Source organism: Pedobacter sp. SG908 (genome assembly GCF_011759615.1).
GTDB classification, from domain to species: Bacteria; Bacteroidota; Bacteroidia; order Sphingobacteriales; family Sphingobacteriaceae; genus Pedobacter; species Pedobacter riviphilus.
Map to the genome: position 1 here is coordinate 1,955,627 of NZ_JAAOYY010000001.1, position 21,771 is coordinate 1,977,397.

General features: G+C 37.9%; 19 protein-coding genes and 1 riboswitch. Of the genes, 12 read left to right on the forward strand and 7 right to left on the reverse strand.

Annotation, left to right across the window (positions count from 1 at the left end; translation table 11 throughout):
* Positions 1-51 precede the first annotated feature (51 nt).
* Positions 52-1,278: a multidrug effflux MFS transporter gene (locus tag FHT21_RS08030; RefSeq protein WP_167294176.1), complete on the reverse strand. Its 1,227-nt coding sequence runs from the start codon at positions 1,276-1,278 to the stop codon at positions 52-54.
* Between the two features lie 204 nt (positions 1,279-1,482).
* Here FHT21_RS08030 and FHT21_RS08035 point away from each other — a divergent pair, with 204 nt between their 5' ends.
* Positions 1,483-2,253: a queuosine precursor transporter gene (locus tag FHT21_RS08035; RefSeq protein ID WP_167294177.1), complete on the forward strand. Its 771-nt coding sequence runs from the start codon at positions 1,483-1,485 to the stop codon at positions 2,251-2,253.
* Between the two features lie 28 nt (positions 2,254-2,281).
* The gene (locus tag FHT21_RS08040) at positions 2,282-2,731 is read left to right on the forward strand and encodes a hypothetical protein (RefSeq protein ID WP_167294178.1); all 450 of its coding nucleotides are present in this window, start codon (positions 2,282-2,284) and stop codon (positions 2,729-2,731) included.
* A gap of 78 nt (positions 2,732-2,809) precedes the next feature.
* On the opposite strand, the gene FHT21_RS08045 is transcribed toward FHT21_RS08040, so the two are convergent.
* The 3 genes from FHT21_RS08045 to FHT21_RS08055 form a co-directional block, all read right to left on the reverse strand.
* Positions 2,810-4,054 carry a homoserine dehydrogenase gene (locus FHT21_RS08045; RefSeq protein ID WP_167294179.1) on the reverse strand — a complete coding sequence of 415 codons (1,245 nt, stop codon included), beginning with the start codon at positions 4,052-4,054 and terminating at the stop codon, positions 2,810-2,812.
* A 143-nt stretch (positions 4,055-4,197) separates the two neighbouring features.
* Positions 4,198-5,256 carry a homoserine O-acetyltransferase gene (gene metX / locus FHT21_RS08050; protein WP_167294180.1) on the reverse strand — a complete coding sequence of 353 codons (1,059 nt, stop codon included), beginning with the start codon at positions 5,254-5,256 and terminating at the stop codon, positions 4,198-4,200.
* A gap of 26 nt (positions 5,257-5,282) precedes the next feature.
* Positions 5,283-6,614: an O-acetylhomoserine aminocarboxypropyltransferase/cysteine synthase gene (locus tag FHT21_RS08055; RefSeq protein ID WP_167294181.1), complete on the reverse strand. Its 1,332-nt coding sequence runs from the start codon at positions 6,612-6,614 to the stop codon at positions 5,283-5,285.
* A 267-nt stretch (positions 6,615-6,881) separates the two neighbouring features.
* Positions 6,882-6,992, reverse strand: a riboswitch (SAM riboswitch).
* Between the two features lie 210 nt (positions 6,993-7,202).
* Between FHT21_RS08055 and FHT21_RS08060 the strand changes: the two genes are divergently transcribed.
* Positions 7,203-8,219, forward strand: a complete 1,017-nt coding sequence (locus FHT21_RS08060; protein WP_167294182.1) for a hypothetical protein — start codon at positions 7,203-7,205, stop codon at positions 8,217-8,219.
* A 192-nt stretch (positions 8,220-8,411) separates the two neighbouring features.
* Here FHT21_RS08060 and FHT21_RS08065 read toward each other — a convergent pair whose 3' ends face one another.
* Positions 8,412-9,527, reverse strand: coding sequence for an aminotransferase class V-fold PLP-dependent enzyme (locus FHT21_RS08065; protein ID WP_167294183.1), 1,116 nt, complete (start codon positions 9,525-9,527; stop codon positions 8,412-8,414).
* Positions 9,528-9,651: 124 nt separating this feature from the next.
* Between FHT21_RS08065 and FHT21_RS08070 the strand changes: the two genes are divergently transcribed.
* The 4 genes from FHT21_RS08070 to FHT21_RS08085 all read left to right on the forward strand — a co-directional run bounded on the left by FHT21_RS08070 (position 9,652) and on the right by FHT21_RS08085 (position 13,309).
* Entirely contained in the window at positions 9,652-10,146 is a 495-nt protein-coding gene (locus tag FHT21_RS08070; protein WP_243853904.1) for a hypothetical protein, read from the forward strand.
* Positions 10,147-10,557: 411 nt separating this feature from the next.
* Positions 10,558-11,751: an aminofutalosine synthase MqnE gene (gene mqnE, locus FHT21_RS08075; RefSeq protein WP_167294184.1), complete on the forward strand. Its 1,194-nt coding sequence runs from the start codon at positions 10,558-10,560 to the stop codon at positions 11,749-11,751.
* 103 nt (positions 11,752-11,854) lie between these two features.
* On the forward strand, positions 11,855-12,478 hold the full coding sequence (locus FHT21_RS08080; protein ID WP_208398892.1) for a histidine phosphatase family protein: 624 nt from the start codon (positions 11,855-11,857) through the stop codon (positions 12,476-12,478).
* A gap of 90 nt (positions 12,479-12,568) precedes the next feature.
* Positions 12,569-13,309 carry a menaquinone biosynthesis protein gene (locus FHT21_RS08085; protein ID WP_167294186.1) on the forward strand — a complete coding sequence of 247 codons (741 nt, stop codon included), beginning with the start codon at positions 12,569-12,571 and terminating at the stop codon, positions 13,307-13,309.
* Positions 13,310-13,409: 100 nt separating this feature from the next.
* Here the strand turns inward: FHT21_RS08085 and FHT21_RS08090 are convergent, their stop codons facing one another.
* Positions 13,410-13,724, reverse strand: coding sequence for an HPF/RaiA family ribosome-associated protein (locus tag FHT21_RS08090; protein WP_167294187.1), 315 nt, complete (start codon positions 13,722-13,724; stop codon positions 13,410-13,412).
* Between the two features lie 580 nt (positions 13,725-14,304).
* On the opposite strand from FHT21_RS08090, the gene mutS reads away from it, so the two are divergent.
* From mutS to FHT21_RS08110, 4 genes are all read left to right on the forward strand, one after another.
* Entirely contained in the window at positions 14,305-16,884 is a 2,580-nt protein-coding gene (mutS, locus tag FHT21_RS08095) for a DNA mismatch repair protein MutS (protein WP_243853906.1), read from the forward strand.
* A gap of 80 nt (positions 16,885-16,964) precedes the next feature.
* Complete coding sequence (locus FHT21_RS08100) at positions 16,965-17,492, forward strand: C40 family peptidase (protein WP_167294189.1); 528 nt, start codon at positions 16,965-16,967, stop codon at positions 17,490-17,492.
* 154 nt (positions 17,493-17,646) lie between these two features.
* A complete protein-coding gene (locus FHT21_RS08105) occupies positions 17,647-18,114 on the forward strand; it encodes a TlpA family protein disulfide reductase (protein WP_167294190.1) in 468 nt (155 codons plus the stop codon).
* Positions 18,115-18,120: 6 nt separating this feature from the next.
* Positions 18,121-18,726 (forward strand): thioredoxin family protein, encoded by a 606-nt coding sequence (locus FHT21_RS08110; protein ID WP_167294191.1) that lies wholly within the window; start codon positions 18,121-18,123, stop codon positions 18,724-18,726.
* On the opposite strand, the gene FHT21_RS08115 is transcribed toward FHT21_RS08110, so the two are convergent.
* A complete protein-coding gene (locus FHT21_RS08115; protein WP_167294192.1) occupies positions 18,723-19,910 on the reverse strand; it encodes a heparan-alpha-glucosaminide N-acetyltransferase domain-containing protein in 1,188 nt (395 codons plus the stop codon). The genes FHT21_RS08110 and FHT21_RS08115 overlap by 4 nt on opposite strands.
* A gap of 279 nt (positions 19,911-20,189) precedes the next feature.
* Between FHT21_RS08115 and FHT21_RS08120 the strand changes: the two genes are divergently transcribed.
* Entirely contained in the window at positions 20,190-21,614 is a 1,425-nt protein-coding gene (locus FHT21_RS08120) for a glycoside hydrolase family 125 protein (RefSeq protein WP_167294193.1), read from the forward strand.
* The last annotated feature ends 157 nt before the right edge of the window (positions 21,615-21,771 follow it).

The window sequence follows — 21,771 nt, forward strand, 5'->3', positions numbered from 1 at the left end:
TAAAGGGAATTGAGATTACCTATTATGCTTAGTGTCTTAGTGGTATAAATATTAATGCGCTATAACCGTCGAATCAGACGATGCCTCCACTTCAGTGGTGATAAATTTTCTGCCGATTAACAAACAACATAAAGCAATAAACGCTGCAACCGTCATTACCAGGGGCATGGGTACAACCGAATGTTCGCTAAATAAGCTTACCATTACCGAAGCCAGAGCGCCTAGCCCCATTTGCAAGGCACCCATTAAGGCCGATGCACTACCGGCATTTTTAGAAAATGGTGCAAGCGATAATGCAGCAGCATTAGGATTAATTAAGCCTAAGCAAGACAGGAACAATGCAATAAAACCTATTGTAGAATATAAATTTAACCAGTCATTTAAAGCAAAAATCAAAAATATTAAGCTGAAAATACATTGCGCGATAAGTGCATAGGTTACAATATTTTTGCTGGTAAACCATTTTAATATCAGGCTATTTACCTGACTCGAACCAATAAAAGATACCGATAAAAGCGCGAAAATCCAGCCATACCCAGTCTTGCTTACTTCGTAGATTTTCATAAATACTGTAGGTGATGAAGATACATAAGCAAATAAACCTGAAAAGGTAATGGAGCTGATCAACGCATAAGTATAAAATTGAGGCTCTTTTAAAACGGTAAAGAAATTGGTTAAAATAGGCTTTGGTTTTAAAGAGTAATTCGGATCTGGTTTATAACTTTCCGGGAGTTTGAAAATTGAAGCCAGGAGCATTAAAACGGCCATCAATCCTAAAAACACAAAAACATATTTCCAGCCCAGGGCCGAAATTAAATAGCCACCTGCAGTTGGGGCAAGCATAGGCGACACCGCAATGACCAGCATTAAGGAAGCAAATACTTTCGGGCTTTCTTCTACCGAAAATAGATCCCGCACCATAGCAACCGAAGCAACCGCAGTGGCACAGCTTCCAATGGCTTGTACAAAACGTAAAACAATGAGTTGGTTAACATCCGTTACGGCCAAACACAAAAATGACGAAAGGATATAGAGTGCTAAACCAAAGTATAGCGGTTTCTTTCTTCCAAATTTATCCAAGAGTGGGCCATACAATAACTGACCGGCAGAAATCCCGATAAAAAAGCTTGATAGTGATAATGCTACAGTTGATTCATTACTTCTTAAATCCTTTGCAATATCAACAAAACCAGGCAGGTACATGTCGATAGAGAATGGACCAAGCGCTGCCAATGAACCTAAAATGAGTATGAGATAGAAGTGTTGTTTTTTAGCCATGAAGATTACCAGAATTTGATGCCGCAAAGATTGGGAGATTTAATTTGTTAACCTATTTTTACAGTCGAACGATTGTAAAAATCATATTTTTAGTTAAAAACTAATTATACAATAGGATGGATGCGTAATCTTTGTGTTATCTCTGTTAAAAATATGATGATTGCTATACTATAAATCTGCTATTTATTTCTAGATTTATAGTCTATGACTTTTAAGACAAAAGAAAGCCGTTTACTACTCATTCTGGGTAGCTTTTTTGTAGCAAACGCTATATTATCAGAGTTTATTGGAGTTAAATTGTTCAGTGTTGAAGAAACACTGGGCTTTAAAAAGTTCGATATAAACTTATTGGGTGTTCCGCATCTATCCTTTGTAATGTCGGCAGGAGTATTAACCTGGCCAATCATTTTCATTATGACGGATATTATAAATGAATATTTTGGTGTTAAACAGGTCCGATTCTTATCCATTCTTACCGCTATATTAATTGCATTTGCCTTTCTTGTGGTTTGGGGGTCGATGCATTTAACCGCCGCCGATTTCTGGGTACATCAAAATATAAATGGAGAAGACCTCAATATGAATAATGCATTTGCAGGAATATTCGGGCAAGGGATGTGGATCATTGTAGGATCAATTACCGCCTTTATAATCGGACAAATGGTTGATGTAATGATATTCCACAGAATAAAAAAAATAACAGGAGAGCGGGCACTTTGGTTACGCGCAACGGGTTCTACTTTGATCTCTCAGTTTATCGACAGTTTTGTGGTGATTTTTATCGCATTTTATATAAATCCTCAATATCATTACAGTTGGCAGCAGGTTTTTGCAATCGGCCTGGTAGGGTATACATATAAATTTATTGTGGCCATATTAATGACGCCGATCTTATATATTGTACACGCCATAATTGATGGTTACTTAGGAAAAGATCTCGCACATAAACTAATTAAAATGGCTGGTAGGGGATAAATATTTAAATAACCAAATAATCCGATTTATGAGAAACATCCTAATGCTATTGGCAGTACTTTCATTATTTTCTTGTGCGAATAAAGATGAAAACAAAAAAGATCTACATCTTGATATTCAGGGCACATGGCAATTATTATCGGCTACAACCATCGAAAATGGAGCCAGCCAAACAACCGATTATTCAGGCAAGCTAAAAATGATCAAGATGTTTAACAACACACATTTTGCCTTTTTAAAACATAGTCTTAACCCTAAGGATACCAGCAGTTTTGATGCAGGAGGAGGAACTTTCGTTTTAAAAGGGGATGATTATACTGAACACCTTGAATATTATAAAAACAAAGATTGGGAAGGCAAAACTTTTAAGTTTAAACTCACCATCCATAAAGATACTTTGATTCAGAAAGGTGTTGAGAAGGTAGAAAAAGCAGGGGTAGACCGGGTGATAATCGAAAAATACATTAAGGTAAAATAATTAACGCAAAAGGTCGGACTCGCTCCGACCTTTGTACTTAACAACAAAACAAATAAAAAAATTAACCTTAAAAATAAATTATAGGCTTGCCAATTCTGCGGCAAAAACATTTTCACTCAATTGCTCTTGTTTGTAAATCTGCCTGCCTGTGTAAGCCACAAAAACAGATTCATCCAAAAGCAGGTCGCGGTTTTTAATTAAGCTTCCTAGCTTAACGGTACCAACCACATATTTATAACTGCTTGCAGCGTAGCGCTCGCTGATGTTATCAAATTCCAATAGGGTAATCAGATCTTCATCAGCATAACGCAGATAGATTTCTAACAGAATATCTTCAGTATGTTTTACACCGTTTTCTGAATGGTATTTTTTGTACTCATAACGGTAATCGTAACGCAAGGCCGCAATATCTGAAAGTACAGCGGCACCAGTAGGATGACCACCCGCGCCTTTACCGTAAAAAAACTGCTTATCAGCAAAAGCTGCTTGAACCGCAACTGCATTATACTCGTTTTCTACGTTGTATAGAAAATCATCTTTAGCCACCAGTTTGGGTAGTACATAAGTTACAATATCTTTTGTATTTACCTTCCGTGCTGTAGGAACCAACTTAATTTTAAAGTTTTTCTCTCGCGCATATTTAATGTCGTGGTTAGAAAGATTCTGTATACCAATGTTTAAAATGGCATCAGGATTTACGAATAAACCATAAGCATGTGCGGTAGCAATAGCCAGTTTATATTTTGGATCGTAACCTCCTACGTCTAAAATCGGATCGGTTTCTGCAAAACCTAAATCCTGTGCTTCTTTTAATGCCGAATCGTAACCTTGATTTTCGTTAAATATTTTTGATAAAATATAATTAGATGAGCCATTAAAAATTCCACTCAAAGCATGGAATAATTCATTATCATAGTATTCTTCTAAATTGCGGATAATTGGGATACTACCACAAACGGCTCCTTCATACAATAAAGAAGTGCCATACTCTTGTTGTAAATCTACCAGCTCTTTTAAGTGTGTGGCGATCATTTTTTTATTGGCCGATACTACGTTTTTACCATTTTTTAATGCCGTAGTAACAATTTCGTAAGCGGCATCCGCATCATTAATCAATTCTACAATCGTATTGATCTCTGTATTGTTCAGTATTTCGTTGCGATCAGTAGTAAACAGATCTTTATTAAGGGTACGCTTCTTTCTTGGGTCTTTTATTGCAATTTTAATGATCTCCAGGTTCAGGTTCTGGCTTTGGATAATATCCAATAAACCTTGTCCTACAACACCGAAACCAAATAAACCGATTTTTAAATTCTTACTCATTATTTTAGACTTGATTACACAGATAAACAGATTACTGATTAACTGCATTTATTTTATATTATTTTTTGTTGAATTTGATAGTACAGGTATTGGCTATTCTCTTTATTTTTCACCTTAACCCCTAAACCATAACCTTCTACCTCCTAGGCAGTGTGCTGCAATTTGATTATCTTTTTATTCCGGCTTTCCTTAATAAAGTTTCCGATTATGTTAGTCAAAGCATCTGTTTCGATTAAAAACCCATCATGGCCATAATCTGAGTGCAAAGCACTAAATTCTGCTCCCGGGATATGATCGGCCAGATATTTTTGTTCCGATAAAGGAAATAAAACGTCATTTTCTATCCCGATTACCAAGGTATTTGCCGTAATTAGTTTTAGTGCATCGGCAATGCTTTTGCGGCTACGGCCCACATTGTGGCTGTCCATTGCTTTGGTTAAATAATAATAACTGTAAGCGTTAAAGCGGTTGATCAGTTTTTCTCCCTGATAGTTCTGATAAGAAGACGATCTGAAATTGTCGGTCTTGTCGTTTACACTTTCTACCTGTGTACTGCCGTAAGCACTGTAGGTTCTATAACTTAATAGTGCAATGCTACGGGCTGTTTTTAAACCTTTACTGCCACCGTTTGGTTGGTTGGCATAAAAAGTTCTATCGGTAGTAATGGCCAAACGCTGACTTTCGTTAAAAGCAATTCCCCAAGGAGAATGTGCTGCATTGGTGGCAATCAAGATCAGGTTTTCGATTTTATTCGGTTCCGAAATACTCCATTCAACAGCTTGTTGCCCGCCTAAAGAACCGCCGATTAATAATTTAATATAATTAATACCTAAATGCGCAGCTAATAACTGGTGTGCCGATACTAAATCGCGGATGGTAAACTGCGGAAAAGAAAGGTAATAAGGTAAGCCCGTTACCGGATTGGTACTTAATGGGTTTGTACTACCATAATGCGAGCCTAAAACATTAGCGCAAACAACATAATGCTCTTCCGGATTGAATAAAGCATTCTCACCAAACAAACCTTCCCACCATTCAAAAACATCAGCATTGGCCGTAAGTGCATGGCAAACCCAAATCACATTATCTTTATTTGCATTTAATTTGCCATAAGTTTGATAAGCAATTTGCAGGTTACGGATTTTTTTTCCGCTTTCTAATTTAAACTGTTTGTTATAATGATATGTTGATGCTGTACTCATTGTTTTGTTGTATTCGGAATAAACGGTTAGGCTTGTAAACTCTCTGTTGGAACTGAAGCATTAATTGTTGCAAATGCCTGTTCGAAATCGGCTTTAATATCATCAATATGCTCAATGCCTACTGATACCCTTAAAGCATTCGGTTTTACACCTGCAGCTAATTGTTCCGTTTCGCTTAATTGTTGGTGTGTTGTGGCCGAAGGTTGAATGATCAGCGTTTTTGCATCACCCACATTGGCCAGGTGCGATACCAGTTTTAAGTTATCAATTACCTGTGTTGCATTTTCTTTGCTTCCGGCTAACTCGAAAGATAAAACTGCGCCAAAACCATTGCTTAAATATTTTTTAGCCAGGTTATTGTATTTACTGCTGGCTAAGCCAGGGTACTGAACTTCTTTAACTAATGGATGGTTTTCTAACCAGGTGGCCAATTCTAATGCATTATCTACATGACGTTGTACGCGGAGCGATAATGTTTCTAATCCTTGTAATAAAAGAAAAGAATTGAAAGGCGATAGGGCAGGTCCAAGATCTCTTAATCCCTCTACACGGGCACGGATGATAAACTGGATGTTTCCAAATGGTCCACCAATACCAAAAACATCACTAAAAACCAAACCATGATAACCTTCAGAAGGTTCAGAGAACTGAGGGAATTTTCCATTGCCCCAGTTGTAATTTCCACCGTCAACTATTACTCCGCCAATGCTTGTTCCATGGCCACCGATCCATTTCGTTGCAGATTCTACAACAATATTGGCACCGTGTTCCAATGGTTTAAACAAATAACCTCCTGCACCAAAAGTATTGTCGACTATTAAAGGGAGATCGTATTTTTTTGCAATGGCAGCAATTTTTTCGAAATCGGGAACGCTAAACGCAGGATTTCCGATGGTTTCGAGATAAATGGCTTTAGTTTTATCGGTAATTTTAGCTTCAAATTCTTCAGGTACATCTGGATTTGCAAAATCGACATGTATACCCAAACGTTTAAAAGCTACTTTAAATTGGTTGTAAGTTCCACCGTAAATGTGAGATGAAGAAACAATGCTATCACCAGCTTCCAATATGTTATTTAACGCTATAAATTGAGCAGCTTGCCCCGATGCCACAGCCAAAGCAGCTACACCACCTTCTAAAGCTGCGATACGTTTTTCGAAAACATCGTTGGTAGGATTCATAATCCTGGTGTAGATATTGCCAAATTCTTTTAAGGCAAATAAATTTGCGCCATGCTCAGCGTTTTTAAAACCATAAGAAGTGGTTTGGTAAATGGGAACAGCCCTTGAACCTGTTGTTGGATCTATTTCCTGGCCAGCGTGTAATTGTAAAGTTTCAAATTTATATGATGTTGACATAGTATCTATTTTTTTAATTGTTGAGTGGGTAAATGCATTAAGATTTTGGGCAATCGTAAAATGTAACAAGGCGTATCCCGATTTTTCGGGACCTTCCAGTTTGAAAGAAACAAAAAAGGAAGATTTTTAAATTACAGTATGCAACAGCACATACAAGCAATCGCGCGCACATCACAACAAGTAATAGAAATAGAAGCTCGTTCTAACTTGTTAAGGTTTGATTTTGGTTCGCTCAGCGATTGAAGATTTAATGTTTTCATCAGTTCTAATTTATATCTCCAAATAACACCATGTTATCCGGTCAGGAATTGGCACCTTCTCTTTCTGAGGGTTGCCAGTGGGTCATCGAGCCAGTCTCTCGCCACTTCTTTATAAATCAACCTGTGAAGATTGACTTTTATTTAGCTTTCCGCCAAATAATATTCCAAATGTCTGAATTAAATTTTAATCGACAAAATAAAATTTCGAATTTAAACTAACACATTGAAAATGAGCAATGTATTTTTGTAGCGGTATACCAAACTAAAACTTTTAATATAAAATTAACGCTTAAAATTCTAAGTTTGTGTTACCTATCTAAATTTAATCATGATGAAAAATATAAAAGCTTTAGGTTTAGGCCTGCTACTAACTGCAATGTGTTTAAGTAATGCAAACGCCCAATTTGGTGGTTTGAAGGACAAATTACTAAAAGTTGGCACGGCCCAGGGTGCTAAAGCATTAGGCGTAGACAAGTTTTTAAAGCAACCTGCTGCCATTACCACTAATTTTGAAGATGTAAATAGAGAAGGCGAAAAACAGCCTGATTTTATTAATTCATTAAATTTAAAAGCCCAGCCCTTGTATTTACTGCCTAAAAATCCAGAAGGCGGTTTCGTGCTTTGCGAGGGGCTTTACGAAATGACCAATAAAAGCTACTGCCTAAAAGCCGGAACTTTTGCGCCATCAAAAGGAGATGGATATATGTTTGCCCCAGTTTTAGGGCCGAAAGAAGAAATTGTGGTTTCTATACTTAAAAGTGCAGAAAAACATCCTGATGTTGAACAACACGATATCCAGGCGTTGTTATGGACCATTATTGCCAGAACGAAATTTGCCGATTTCAATGGACAGGTTAAACTTACTGCGATAAAATTATTAACACCGAAACAACTTACGCAATTAGAAGGAGGTGCTTTAGGTGTTTTGCCTTTCGATGTAATGGAAAAAGCTAAAGATCAGTTACCATCAGGCGTGAGAGCCGTTTTTGAAGCAGAAAATAATATTCGACAACTAGTAGCTTCTGGAAATTATACTTATGCCGACATGGAAAAGTACGCCATTATAGCAGGTATGGCTCCTCCAAGAAGCGATGTGCCAAGTGGTATCTGGACTAAACACCCTGACGGTTATTATGTGCGTTATTTTCCTTCTGGTTATTCGATTACCAAGGTGCAGGTATATGTACCAAAAGAATTATTGGCAAATGGAGCTAGGCTGGTTTATGATGCAGCAGGAGATATTGCCTGCCCAGCCAATACAGGATCGCAACGTTTAGCGCAGACTAATGAGCCCTTGGAGGCAAATTATTCCTTGAAGTTAACCACGATTTGTAATCCTAAATAAGTTTTGGAAATTAGGGTTCTGTAATCCTTAGGGTATTGCATTCCCGCTTTACGCTTTATCTCCCTTTTGGCTACCCTTCGACTTCGCTCAGGATGACAGCCAAAAAGGATATCGCTGCAATCGGGTTTAGAAACAAAGATTCGTAATAACTAGAAACCTATAAGGTCTTTAAGTCCTTATAGGTTTTATATTTTACCCCAGCGCCTGTGCCAAATCGGCAATAATATCATCAACATGCTCTAAGCCTACAGAAATACGAAGTAAATTTTTTGGCGTTTTGCTATCGGGGCCTTCCACCGAATAGCGGTGCTCAATTAAACTCTCTACACCTCCTAAACTCGTCGCTTGCGCAAATAACTTTACCTTATTCACCACCTGATGTGCAGCTTCAATATCTCCTTTAACTAAGAACGACATCATCCCACCAAAATCTTTCATTTGTTTCTTTGCAATTGCGTGTTGTGGGTGATTTTCCAATCCAGGATAAAAAACAGCTTCAACATTCGGGTGTCCGTTTAAATAGTCAGCGATAATCTTTCCATTTTCACAGTGGCCTTTCATGCGATAAGCCAGGGTTTTAATACTTCTGGTTAAGAGAAAACAATCGAAAGGGGAAGGCACCGCACCACCAGTTTGCTGAATGTTTTTGATTTTCTCCCATAACTCGTCTTTTTTAGCGGTTACTAAAATCCCGCCGAGCACATCACTATGACCACCCAGGTATTTGGTGCTGCTATGCATTACAATATCAGCACCTAATAAAACCGGATTTTGTAAAATAGGCGAAGCAAAGGTACTATCGCAGGCTAAGGTGATGTTTTTAGCTTTAGCTATTTTGGCAATCTCTTCGATATCGGTAACCTTTAATAACGGATTGGATGGGGTTTCGATCCAGATCAATTTGGTATTAGGTTTAATGCTCGATTGTATCAGATTTAAATCAGTCTGATCAATAAAATCAAACTCCAAACTATCGTTAAAAATAGTAAGTAATTGCTTTTTAATACCCCAATACATATCATCAGGTGCAATAATGTGGCTACCAGGCTTTAAGGCCTGAAATAAAACCATACCACAGGTATTTCCCGAAGAAAAAGCAGCCGCATCTTCGCCATATTCTAATTTGGCTACAGTGTTTTCTAAAGCAGACCGGTTTGGATTGCTTACCCTGCTATACATGTGCCCTCCGGGATAACCCCCATCCTCAGCACGAAAAAAAGTTGTTGATAGATTAATAGGCAGGGTAACATCGCCTGTAGTGCTTTTTACAAGATTAGAAGCGTGAATAGCAAGGGTTTCGGGTTTCATGATAATTAATTTTGATCGAAGTGATATGGGGATGCAATTTAATAATTTGGCGCTAATTTAAGGTTCGTAATGGTTTTGGCAAGATTTATGTAACAAGTTTGACGAAATTTAAATTAAACAAAAAATGAAAAGATTATTTATAGCTATCGCAATAGCATGTTCTACTTTAGTAATGTTACAAAGTTGTAACACGGCAAAAAGAGTAACTGCAGGTGTAACAGGTAGCAGAGGTACAGTTGTTCGCGACTGGGTAGTAAGTAATGTAGTTTTAGAAGGTTTACCTGATGGTGCTGTGCAAGGCCTATTTGGCGAAAAATCTTACAAATGTTTCCAGGGAAGTACATGGCACTTAACTAACAGCGGTAATGGTTCTTACACTTTACCAGCATCAAGCACTTGTGGTTCGGTAATGCAAACTATTTTCTGGTCGGCAGCACCTAAAGACCAAACTTTCCAATTCAAAAAAATCTTTGAAGGCGATAAAGCTAAAAATGTAACAGAAGGCTATCGTTTGATATTAACTGATCTTTCTAGCACACAAATGATCTTGAAATCGCCAATCGAATTTGGTGGCAAAACCGCAAACATCGTCTTAACGTTTGTACCTGCGGCAAGATAATTAGATTTACCTGTGAAAAACATATTAAGAGCACTTCTGAAAAGAGGTGCTTTTTTTTTGTTACTCCTTCGCATTATCATTATCAGGCCTGATTTATTTTATAAAAAAAATTAGGTTACGAGACGTCGTCATTCCCAGCTGCGCGGGAAAGACAATTACTTAAATAAAAACATTTGTAGATTATAGCGAAATCTAAAGATCTTTATGGGATATTGATTTTAGGAGATCCCTTTTTGTGGTCCGGTGCTTTGTATTGCTTTAGTTAAGTGCCTTAGGATATGGTTAACAATCAAAATCTATCTCATCCTGGGTTATTATTATGAATTAAAGCAGTTCTAAATCGCGGTTTGTTACAAGAAAATGATTTTCAAATCGCCTCATTATTGTATTTTTGTTCAAAATAAATCAGGAATGAATACAACTGAGCAAGTTGAAAAAATATTAGCTGATACCAATTTATCAACTGAATTACAAAACATAGCACACAAAGTCCTTCACGGAGAACGGATTACCTTTGATGAAGGTGTTTACCTGTATGAACATGCAGAATTAGGTTACCTTGGTATCCTGGCGAATTTTATCCGCGAACAGAAACACGGTGATAAAACTTATTTCAACCGGAATTTCCATTTAGAACCAACCAATCTTTGCGTTTACGACTGCAAATTTTGCTCGTACTCCCGTTTAATTAAACAAAAAGAAGAAGGTTGGGCCTTAACGATGGAGCAAATGCTTGATATTGTTAAAAAATACGATGGCGAACCTGTAACCGAAGTGCATATTGTGGGGGGCGTGCTTCCACAATACGATGTAGCATTTTATTCTGCATTGTTTACGGCCATTAAACAACATCGTCCAGATCTGCATGTAAAAGCATTAACGCCTGTAGAGTACCATTATATTTTCAAAAAAGCTAAAATTGATTACGCAACAGGTATGCGTTTAATGAAAGAAGCCGGATTGGAATCGATACCAGGTGGGGGTGCAGAAATTTTTCATCCTGAAATTAGAGAGCAGATTGCAAAAGATAAATGCACCGGTCAGCAATGGTTAGATATACATGAAGAATGGCATAAGTTAGGGATGCGCAGTAATGCCACCATGCTTTACGGTCATATCGAAAAATATTGGCACCGGGTAGATCATATGGAAAAACTCCGCGAACTGCAGGATCGTACTGGTGGTTTCCAGACTTTTATTCCACTAAAGTTCAGAAATCAACATAATCAGATGAGTAATGTGCCTGAATCATCAGTAATTGAAGATTTAAGAAACTATGCCATTGCCCGTATTTACATGGATAACTTCGATCACATTAAAGCCTATTGGGCAATGATCAGTCGCGAAACAGCTCAGCTATCGTTAAATTATGGTGTTGATGATATCGATGGAACTTTAGATGACACTACGAAAATTTACTCTATGGCCGGTGCCGAAGAGCAAACACCTGCAATGAGCACGAAGGAGTTGGTGAATCTGATTAAACAAGTGGGCAGAAAAGCAATAGAACGCGATACTTTATATAACGTGGTGACCGATTTTGAAAATGTAGTTTTCGAAGAGGAAAAGAAACCTCAATATTATAAGCTACCGGTTGTGAATTAATAATCGAATGAAAGAATGAGAGATTGAGTGGATGTGACAGGCAACTCGGTATTCGATCATTCAAAACTCAATAATTAAACAATCAATAACTCAATCATTATTGATGAAGGAAATATACATCATACGCCACGGCGAAACGGAACTTAATAAACAAGGCATAGTACAGGGCAGAGGTATAAATTCTGACTTAAATGATTTAGGTAGGGCACAGGCAGAAGCGTTTTACCAAACCTATAAAAATGTCCCTTTTGATAAGATTTATACTTCGGATTTAAAACGTACCTGGCAAACTGTCCAGAAGTTTATTGATTCGGGATTACCCTGGGAAAAACTTTCGGGTTTAGACGAATTGGCCTGGGGCGTTTGGGAAGGGAAACCGAATACAGAAGATGCTCGTGATGCTTTCCGTGATATGTTGCAGAGTTGGCAGGATGGAGATTATACAGCACATTTCGAGGGTGGCGAGAGCGTTCAGGACGTTTACGAACGTTTAAAACAGCCTATGGAAATTTTGATGAGCAGACCTGAGGAAAAAACAGTTTTACTTTGCATGCATGGTAGAGCGATGCGTGTTTTCTTGTGTTTACTGTTAGGCAAACCGCTGAGCGAAATGACTGAGTTTCCACATCAAAATACGGTGCTTTACAAGATGGGCTTTGAGGATGGGAAATTCTCAGTTCTTGAATTTAATAGTACCGTTCATTTAGACGGTTTAGTAATTGGATAATCGCAAGATAATTCGTCATCATTAACTTGTTTCAGGATAGATGCTGAAATAAATTCAGCATGACGACAATAATAAAAATAACATAACACCTTGAATAAGATTAAAATATCGGCTGTTGCCTATACCAATACCAAAGCTTTTATATACGGATTAGAACATTCGGACATTATAAATAAAATTGATTTAAGTTTAGATATTCCTTCAGATTGCGCAGCTAAAGTAATTAACGGTCAGGTTGATATCGGATTAATGCCTGTAGCTGCCATTCCTTTGGTTCCCAATGCCAATATTGTGGCCGATTATTGTATCGGAAGTGATGGAGGTGTAAATTCTGTATTCATTTTTAGTGAAGTTCCTGCCCAGGAAATTAAAACCGTAAGATTGGATACGCACTCACGTACGTCAAACAATTTAGCCAAAGTATTACTTAAGTTCCATTGGAAAAAGGAAGTGGAGTTTACTACAGACCCTACTGCAAAAACAGATGCATTTGTTTTAATCGGCGATAGAACCTTTGGCAAAAAAGAAGACTTCGCTTACGCTTACGACATGGGTGAAGAGTGGAAAAACTTTACCGGATTACCCTTTATGTACGCGGCCTGGGTGGCCAACAAAGAAATTTCACAAGAATTTAAAAATGAATTTAATGCCGCTTTAAAATTCGGTCTGGAACACAGAAAAGAAGTTTTGCAGGAGCTGCCAGCATCGCCTAATTTCGATCTGGAAGATTACCTGTACCACAAACTTCAATTTGATGTTACCGATGATAGAAAGAAAGCTTTAAAGCTGTTTTTGGGATATATTGAAGAACTGGAAAAAGTAAGTATATAAATAAAATCGTCATTCCCAACTTGATTGGGAATCTTAATGCATTGCTATGACTGCTTTAAGATTCCCGCCTACGCGGGAATGACGGCCGCGTCAAAGAAATTTAATGTGCTTTCATCTTTCCTGCCACTTTTTCGAGCGTACTTTTTAATTTCGTTAATGCACCTGTAATGGCCAAATCGTAGGTATTGCCCATATTGGTAACGGCTATAGGGTCTTTTCCGGTTATTCTCGCCTCTAATAAACATCTTTTATCGTCTAAGCCATCTTTACTTCCGTTTTCATCAGATAGATGAACTTCTAAGCGTGTAATTAAATCATTATATCTGCTCAAACCTTCATTTAATTGCGTTTGGATTTTTTCGTCGTATTCCTGGTGTATGGTTAAATTTTTGTCGGTATTCAGTTGGATCGTCATAATTAAAAAATTAGGTATAAATTTATATTAATATAACACACAACTACGAGAAACGTTTTAAGAATAAGGGTTAATTGTTTAAGAAAGAAAATTATTACGCAACTGGGTTAAAACAGGCCATTGTTTCTAAACCTGGTAGGAGCGAACACGAGTGCAACGAAGTAAAGCGGATAACAGGGCTACATTGACCGAAAAGCACAGCACCCTCCATTTACAAAAGATGGCTACTGTTAAAGAAAAAAACTATAATGGAATCGGGTTAAAACAGACCATTGTACCTAAACCTGGTAGGAGCGAACACGAGTGCAACGAAGTAAAGCGGATAACAGGGCTACATTGACCGAAAAGCACAGAACCCTTCATTTTCAAAAAAATGGTTAACTGGTTAACCGGGGATAACGGGTCAATTGTTTAGATTGCCTGACTGTGATATCTACGATTGACCGATTAACCTTTCGATTTTAAACAATCTTTCAACTTTTCAACAAAACAGCCGTAGAATGCTTATTCATGTTATCTTTATGGCTTTTGTAAATTAATTTCAGTTTTGGCTAAAGACACGAATAAAGAAACCCCGTTAATGCAGCAATACAACGCGATTAAAGCGAAGTATCCGGGCGCACTTTTACTATTTAGGGTTGGCGATTTTTATGAAACCTTTGGCGAAGATGCCATTAAAACGGCACAGATTTTAGGCATAGTATTAACCAGAAGAGGTACCGGGCCTAATGGAGGCGCCTTAGAACTGGCTGGTTTTCCACATCACTCATTAGATAACTATTTATCCAAATTAGTTAGAGCAGGGCAACGCGTAGCCATTTGCGATCAACTCGAAGACCCTAAAACCACAAAAACCATTGTTAAACGTGGTGTAACAGAATTGGTTACCCCTGGCGTAGCTTATGGTGATAATATTGTAAACCAAAAATCGAACAATTTCCTGGCCTGTGTTTTCTTTGATAAAACACAATTAGGTGTCTCATTCTTAGATATATCGACAGGTGAATTTTTAATTGCGCAGGGCAACAGCGATTATATTGACAAACTTTTACAAGGCTTTAAGCCAACAGAGGTTATTTTTCAGAAATCGAAACGACAGGCGTTTACCGAGAATTTCGGCGATCGTTTTTACACTTTTGGTTTAGATGAATGGCCTTTTACAACTGATTTTGGGAATGAAACCTTGATGAAACACTTTGAAGTTTCTTCGTTAAAAGGTTTTGGTATAGAGCGTTTGCAAAGCGGAATTGTTGCTGCTGGTGTTATTTTACACTACCTGGGCGAAACCGAGCACCGCAATTTACAACACATCAGTTCGATTGGCCGTATTGAGGAAGACCGCTACATGTGGTTAGATCGTTTTACCATCCGTAACCTCGAATTAGTGAATTCGCCAAACGACAATGCGGTAACCTTGTTCGATATCCTCGACCATACCTGTACTCCAATGGGTGCACGTTTGTTGCAGAAGTGGATCATTATGCCGTTAAAAGAATTAAAGCCAATCCAGGAACGACTTGGTATGGTGGAGTATTTTGTAAAGCATGAAGAATTACAGGGCGAATTTTTAAATAACATTAAACAGATCGGCGATTTAGAACGTCTGATCTCAAAAGTAGGTCTGCAGCGGGTTGGTCCGAGAGAACTGGTAGCCTTAAAGCGCGCATTGTATCACATCGAAGCGGTTAAAAAATTAGCTGCCGATTCTAAAAACCCGTTCCTGATCAAAATAGCCGATCAATTGAACCCCTGTTTGGCAATAAGGGAAAGGATTGAAAGGGAATTGCAACCCGAACCGCCTGCTTTGCTGATTAAAGGAAATGTAATTGCCGACGGAATTGACGAAGATTTAGACCGTTTGCGTAAAATTGCTTTTGGCGGTAAAGATTATCTGGTTCAGATACAAAAACGTGAAGCAGAAGCAACGGGTATTCCATCGTTAAAAATTGCCTTCAATAATGTTTTTGGGTATTATTTAGAAGTTACCCATACGCATAAAGATAAAGTACCCGAAGGATGGATCCGTAAACAAACGCTGGTAAATGCCGAACGTTACATTACGCCTGAACTTAAAGAATATGAAGACCAGATTTTAGGTGCGGAAGAGAAGATACAGGCTATAGAAATTCGTTTGTATAACGAACTGATGTACGAAACTGCCAGTTACATCAAACCGATCCAACTCGATTCGTTTTTAATTGCGCAGCTTGATTGTTTATTATGCTTCGCACAGTTAGCGGCTAAAAACCATTACAACAAACCTAAAGTTACCGAAAATAAGGTGCTCGATATTAAAGGTGGCCGTCACCCGGTAATTGAGAAACAATTGCCAGTTGGCACAGAATACATCACTAATGATGTATATCTAGACACAGAAAGTCAGCAGATTATTATGATTACCGGTCCCAACATGGCGGGTAAGTCGGCCATTTTAAGGCAAACCGCGCTTATTGTATTAATGGCTCAAATGGGGTCTTTTGTTCCGGCAAAAGATGCAGAGGTGGGTATTGTAGACAAGATTTTTACCCGAGTAGGGGCATCTGATAATATTTCTTCAGGAGAAAGTACATTTATGGTCGAAATGAATGAAACGGCCAGTATCCTGAACAACATTTCTGACGATAGTTTGATCTTACTCGATGAGATTGGTCGCGGAACGAGTACTTACGATGGTATTTCAATCGCCTGGGCCATTGCCGAGTTTTTGCATCAGCACCCAATTGCTCGACCAAAAACCTTATTCGCTACACACTACCATGAGTTAAATGAACTGGCCAATACTATGCCGCGCATTAAAAACTTTAATGTATCGGTAAAAGAAATGACCAATAAGGTAATCTTTTTACGCAAGCTTGTACCAGGAGGTAGTGAGCATAGCTTTGGTATACACGTTGCGAAAATGGCAGGTATGCCAACAAAATTAATTGGCCGTGCTAACGAGATATTGAAAAAACTGGAAATAGACCGTACAGAGGGGCAAAGCATAAAAGATAGCATTAAAAAAGTGCAGAACCAGGCTTATCAGTTGCAGATGTTCGCCATTGATGATCCTGTTCTGGTGAAAATCCGTGATACACTGAATAATTTAGATGTAAACGCATTAACACCCGTAGAAGCCTTGTTAAAACTGGATGAAATACAACGATTGATTAAGAATTAAGAGCGGTTGTAAGGTATGAGATTTAAGGCATAAGGTTTTAAATCTCATAGCCTGCAACTAATATACTATTATACTATACGATGGAAAGAACCTTAAAGCTTATACCTTTTACCTTTCACCTCAAAAGGAATATATTCTTTTTAATTGCAATCATATTTTTCCTTTCGTCATGTGGTACGCGAAAGTATGCGGTTAAAAATGATACAAAAGCTTCTAAAGCGGCAGATGCAATGGCAAATTTACAAAGCAAATCGCTCTATCGTTTCATTACCGACTGGACAGGTGTAAAATATCGTTTTGGAGGTTTAGATAAAGGCGGTATTGATTGTTCTGGTTTTGCTTTTTTATTGGAGAAAGAAATTTATGGGATTACTCTTCCGCGTATTTCGCGCGAGCAAGCCAATGTGGTGAAGCGTAAAAATATCGATAATTTGAAAGAAGGAGATTTGGTGTTTTTTTCTTTTGGCGGAAATGACGTAGATCATGTAGGAGTATACCTCAATAATGGCTTTTTCGTACATGCCAGCACTACAAGGGGCGTAATTGTTGATGATTTAACACTTCCTGCCTATCAACGTGTATTCGTTAAATCCGGATCTGTGAATTAGTTAACCCAATATCTATCGTCATGCTGAACTTGTTTCAGCATCTTATTATTGAAGAAAAATTCAGTTTAGCATGCTCCTCTCACAGCCCCTGAAACAAGTTCAGGGTGACGATCCCATCGATAAAACAAATCTTTTCATTTTTCGTTATTCATTTATGCGCATATTTTTCATAATCTGCTTATCTTTAATTACTTGCTACGCTACAGCGCAGGTAAAATTGCTCAAATTGGATGAGTTGGATAAACGAATTGCCAATGGAAAAGATACTACTTATGTAATCAATTTCTGGGCTACCTGGTGTTCTCCATGTGTTGCTGAGTTGCCGAATTTCGAGAAATTACGTTTAGCCAATTTAAAAAAGCCTGTTAAGGTGCTTTTAGTGAGTTTAGATTTTAAGTCAAAATTGCAAAAGGAAGTGATTCCATTTGTATTGAACAATAAAATTAATGCGGAGGTATTTCTTTTAAACGAACCCGATCAGCAACAGTATATCGAACGGATAGACAAAAAATGGTCGGGTGCTATTCCCGCTACCTTGTTTGTAAACAGGAAAACCAGGCATTTTTACGAGAAAGAATTTACCGAAAAGGAACTGAACAATACTTTGTTAAACTTAAAATAGATCGCAATGAAAAGATTGATTTTAATGGCTTTTATGCTGATCTCAGGATTTGCTTTTGCACAGACTGATGGTTATAAAGTGGGCGATGTAGTAAAAGATTTCTCACTTAAAAACGTAAATAACAAAATGATATCCCTGGCCGATTATAAGGATGCAAAGGGTTATATTATTGTTTTTACCTGTAATACTTGCCCTGTGGCTAAAGCTTATCAAGCGCGTATCTCTGCTTTAAACGCCACTTATGCGGCAAAAGGTTATCCTGTAGTGGCCATTAATCCAAACGATGCAGGTGCCGTTCCGGACGAAAGTTTTCAAAAAATGCAAGCTCTGGCCTCGGAAAAGAAATTCAATTTCCCTTATTTATTAGATCCTGATCATGTGGTAACCAAACAATTTGGTGCAACCAGAACACCACACGTTTTTGTGCTGAACAAAACCGATAATGGAAATGTGGTTGAGTACATTGGTGCTATAGATAACGATCCGGAAGAAACAAACAGTACAAAAGTGGAGTATGTTAAAAATGCAGTTAACGAATTATCCACTGGTAAAAAGCCTGCAATTGCATCAACTAAAGCTGTTGGCTGTAGTATAAAATGGAAAAAAGGCTAAACATACCTTAACCACCATTGTCGGTGTGTTTCCTTATATCGTTTAAACCACCTGCAAGGAAGATACAAAGCGGCTACAACACAAAGCCATATTAAATACACTATTGGTAAACTAAAACCAAAGGCGGCTGGTCTAAATAAAAATGGTACCTGTACAATTTCTTTGGTACTATATCCTGTGGCGAAAAACACCACAATCAAGAAGGTGTGCAACAGATAAAAGTGTATAACATAATAGAAGAAAGGTACAGCGCCATATACAGAAGTTACCCTGGTAAACCAGTTACTCAGGTTTTCAGTAAAAGCTAAAAACAGCATGGCTGGACCTAAAGTCATAGCGATATACTGTAAAGACGGTGGGTATTTGTTTACATTAAAAAAGGATAATAGATTCTTGAAAAAATCGTGATATTCTTTTCTTGGGATGGGATCGCCATATATATTGATCAACCTCAGAGAGATAAACACAAATATAGTGAGCAAGCCTATAATTAATAAATTTTGCTGTCTACGTTGGGCATTATAACCTTTTTTATACCAGGCACCAATTCCATAGCCCACAAACATTACACCTGTCCATGGGAGGATGGCGTAAAATACGCCAACAAAATGATTGATGGAAAGCGGGACAACAGTTCCTGATGCGGTAAAAAATATTTTTAAGATCAAACCACCGTTGGAGTCTGTTGGAGCAGGGAATAAATTAAAGAGATTATGTCCGAAAACCAATATCAAGCCGGTTATGAGCACAGCCTTATACGAAATGCGACTGGCCAATGCCAAAAATATCATACTGCTGCCAATAGCCCAGATCACTTGCAGAATAATAAAATTGTACGATGGATTAAAGGTTAACCCGAATGTGATCACAATAATCTCTATCAATATTAACCATAAACCCCGCTTTAGCAAAAAAGAACTCGCCTGTGCTGGTGTTTTGTGTTGTGCTGATAAATAGGCAGATAATCCTGATAAGAAAACAAAGGTTGGTGCACAGAAATGCGTAATCCAACGGGTAAAAAATAACATTCCTGTAGTAGTATCTGGATTTAGCGGATCGCCAGTCATAGCGCCAATATGAAAGAAATCTCTCGTATGATCCAGCGCCATAATGATCATCACTAATCCGCGGAGTATATCAATAGATAAGATACGTTTAGATAGGGTAGTGTTATCAGCATTCATAGGCGTAGGTTTGGTTATTTAAATATACTCATTCAAAAATTATTTTTACTGACATACTTTATTACCTTTAGGATCATCAAAAATGTTATCAGAATCTATTCCACATGATGTAGAAGAAAATCGATTTAGGAATAGTTTAATTGACTATAATGATTTTGATGTTCGAAAAATTATCATAATATTTGTTAAGCGCTAACCGAATAATATCTTACCACTACTATTTATCATAACCGATAGATTTCGTTTAGTAAAAATTAAATCAAAATATCATACATCATAATGAAGAGAAGAACATTTATACAGAACACAGGCTTGTTAGGGGCAGGAGTTGTTGCATCGAAATTTTCTTTTGCTGCTAATCTTGCACCAGAATTTCCTGTGGTACGTGTAGCTGCTGCAAAACGACATTTTCAAAGTAAAGCTGTAGACGCTGCAATTAAAACTTTCCAGGCAAATGTTAAAAATCCCGAATTAGCCTGGCTGTTCGAAAACTGTTTTCCAAATACTTTAGATACTACGGTTTATCATTCGGAAAAAGATGGCAGGCCAGATACTTATGTGATAACCGGTGATATTGATGCGATGTGGCTACGCGATAGTTCTGCTCAGGTTTGGCCATATCTTCAGTTTGTAAATGAAGATGAACCACTTAAAAAATTAATAGCTGGCGTAATTATCCATCAAACTAAGTGCGTTTTAAAAGATCCTTATGCCAATGCTTTTTATGGGGATGCTACTAAGGTAGGCGAGTGGAAAACCGATAAAACAGCTATGCAACCTGGTGTGCACGAGCGTAAATGGGAAATAGATTCGTTATGTTATCCGATCCGCCTGGCTTACCACTATTGGAAAAAAACCGGAGATAAAACACCTTTTGATTCTAATTGGAAAAAGGGGATCGAAGCTACTTTAAAAACCTTTAAAGAACAACAACGAAAAACGGATAAAGGACCATACCATTTTCAGCGGGAAACTACCCAACCTACCGATTCATTACCAATGGCAGGTTATGGTTTTCCGGTAAATCCGGTCGGATTAATCTGTTCTGCATTCCGCCCAAGCGATGATGCCACCATTTTCCCGTTCCTGGTTCCTTCTAACTTTTTTGCAGTATCGAGCTTAAAGCAGGCAGCAGAAATGATTAAAGCTTTACAACACGACCAGGCTTTGGAAAGCAGTTTGCTAAACCTGGCCGATGAAGTGAGTGCAGCGCTACAGAAACACGCTATTGTTAATCATCCTAAATATGGTAAAATTTACGCCTTTGAGGTAGATGGTTTCGGAAGCTCGTATCTGATGGACGATTCTAATGTTCCAAGTTTACTAGGCTTACCTTATTTGGGTGCAATGAAAATTGAAGATCCGATTTATCAAAATACAAGGAAATTTGCACTTTCTAAAGATAACCCATATTTCTTTAAAGGTACCGCTGCTGAAGGTATTGGGGGACCACACGCTGGTCAAGATATGATCTGGCCAATGAGTATCACCATGCGTGCTTTAACTTCAAAAGATGATGCAGAGATTAAAGCCTGTATCGAAATGTTATGCAAAACACACGCTGGTAAAGGTTTTATGCACGAATCTTTTAATAAAGACAACCCTGCAAATTTTACAAGAGCTTGGTTTGCCTGGTCTAACACCTTGTTTGGCGAGTTACTTTGGAGAACTTACCATGAAAAACCAGCTTTATTGAAGGCTTAATGTAGTTGACCGTATTTATTAGCTGTTATTATTTAGCCTGATGGCGAATAAATACGGTCAAATTCCTTTTCTTTGTTATACGGGTAAAGATTGGGGCTGTAAAATTATTCATTGCAACAGAAATTGCCTGTGCATGGTCAGAATACCTGCGTTTTAC

Bases quoted from the DNA above. Each gene is read 5' to 3' on its own strand.
- FHT21_RS08030 (WP_167294176.1), bottom strand. From the start codon at position 1,278: ATGGCTAAAAAACAACACTTCTATCTCATACTCATTTTAGGTTCATTG.
- FHT21_RS08035 (WP_167294177.1), top strand. From the start codon at position 1,483: ATGACTTTTAAGACAAAAGAAAGCCGTTTACTACTCATTCTGGGTAGC.
- FHT21_RS08040 (WP_167294178.1), top strand. From the start codon at position 2,282: ATGAGAAACATCCTAATGCTATTGGCAGTACTTTCATTATTTTCTTGT.
- FHT21_RS08045 (WP_167294179.1), bottom strand. From the start codon at position 4,054: ATGAGTAAGAATTTAAAAATCGGTTTATTTGGTTTCGGTGTTGTAGGA.
- metX (WP_167294180.1), bottom strand. From the start codon at position 5,256: ATGAGTACAGCATCAACATATCATTATAACAAACAGTTTAAATTAGAA.
- FHT21_RS08055 (WP_167294181.1), bottom strand. From the start codon at position 6,614: ATGTCAACATCATATAAATTTGAAACTTTACAATTACACGCTGGCCAG.
- FHT21_RS08060 (WP_167294182.1), top strand. From the start codon at position 7,203: ATGATGAAAAATATAAAAGCTTTAGGTTTAGGCCTGCTACTAACTGCA.
- FHT21_RS08065 (WP_167294183.1), bottom strand. From the start codon at position 9,527: ATGAAACCCGAAACCCTTGCTATTCACGCTTCTAATCTTGTAAAAAGC.
- FHT21_RS08070 (WP_243853904.1), top strand. From the start codon at position 9,652: ATGAAAAGATTATTTATAGCTATCGCAATAGCATGTTCTACTTTAGTA.
- mqnE (WP_167294184.1), top strand. From the start codon at position 10,558: ATGAATACAACTGAGCAAGTTGAAAAAATATTAGCTGATACCAATTTA.
- FHT21_RS08080 (WP_208398892.1), top strand. From the start codon at position 11,855: ATGAAGGAAATATACATCATACGCCACGGCGAAACGGAACTTAATAAA.
- FHT21_RS08090 (WP_167294187.1), bottom strand. From the start codon at position 13,724: ATGACGATCCAACTGAATACCGACAAAAATTTAACCATACACCAGGAA.
- mutS (WP_243853906.1), top strand. From the start codon at position 14,305: ATGCAGCAATACAACGCGATTAAAGCGAAGTATCCGGGCGCACTTTTA.
- FHT21_RS08100 (WP_167294189.1), top strand. From the start codon at position 16,965: ATGGAAAGAACCTTAAAGCTTATACCTTTTACCTTTCACCTCAAAAGG.
- FHT21_RS08105 (WP_167294190.1), top strand. From the start codon at position 17,647: ATGCGCATATTTTTCATAATCTGCTTATCTTTAATTACTTGCTACGCT.
- FHT21_RS08110 (WP_167294191.1), top strand. From the start codon at position 18,121: ATGAAAAGATTGATTTTAATGGCTTTTATGCTGATCTCAGGATTTGCT.
- FHT21_RS08115 (WP_167294192.1), bottom strand. From the start codon at position 19,910: ATGAATGCTGATAACACTACCCTATCTAAACGTATCTTATCTATTGAT.
- FHT21_RS08120 (WP_167294193.1), top strand. From the start codon at position 20,190: ATGAAGAGAAGAACATTTATACAGAACACAGGCTTGTTAGGGGCAGGA.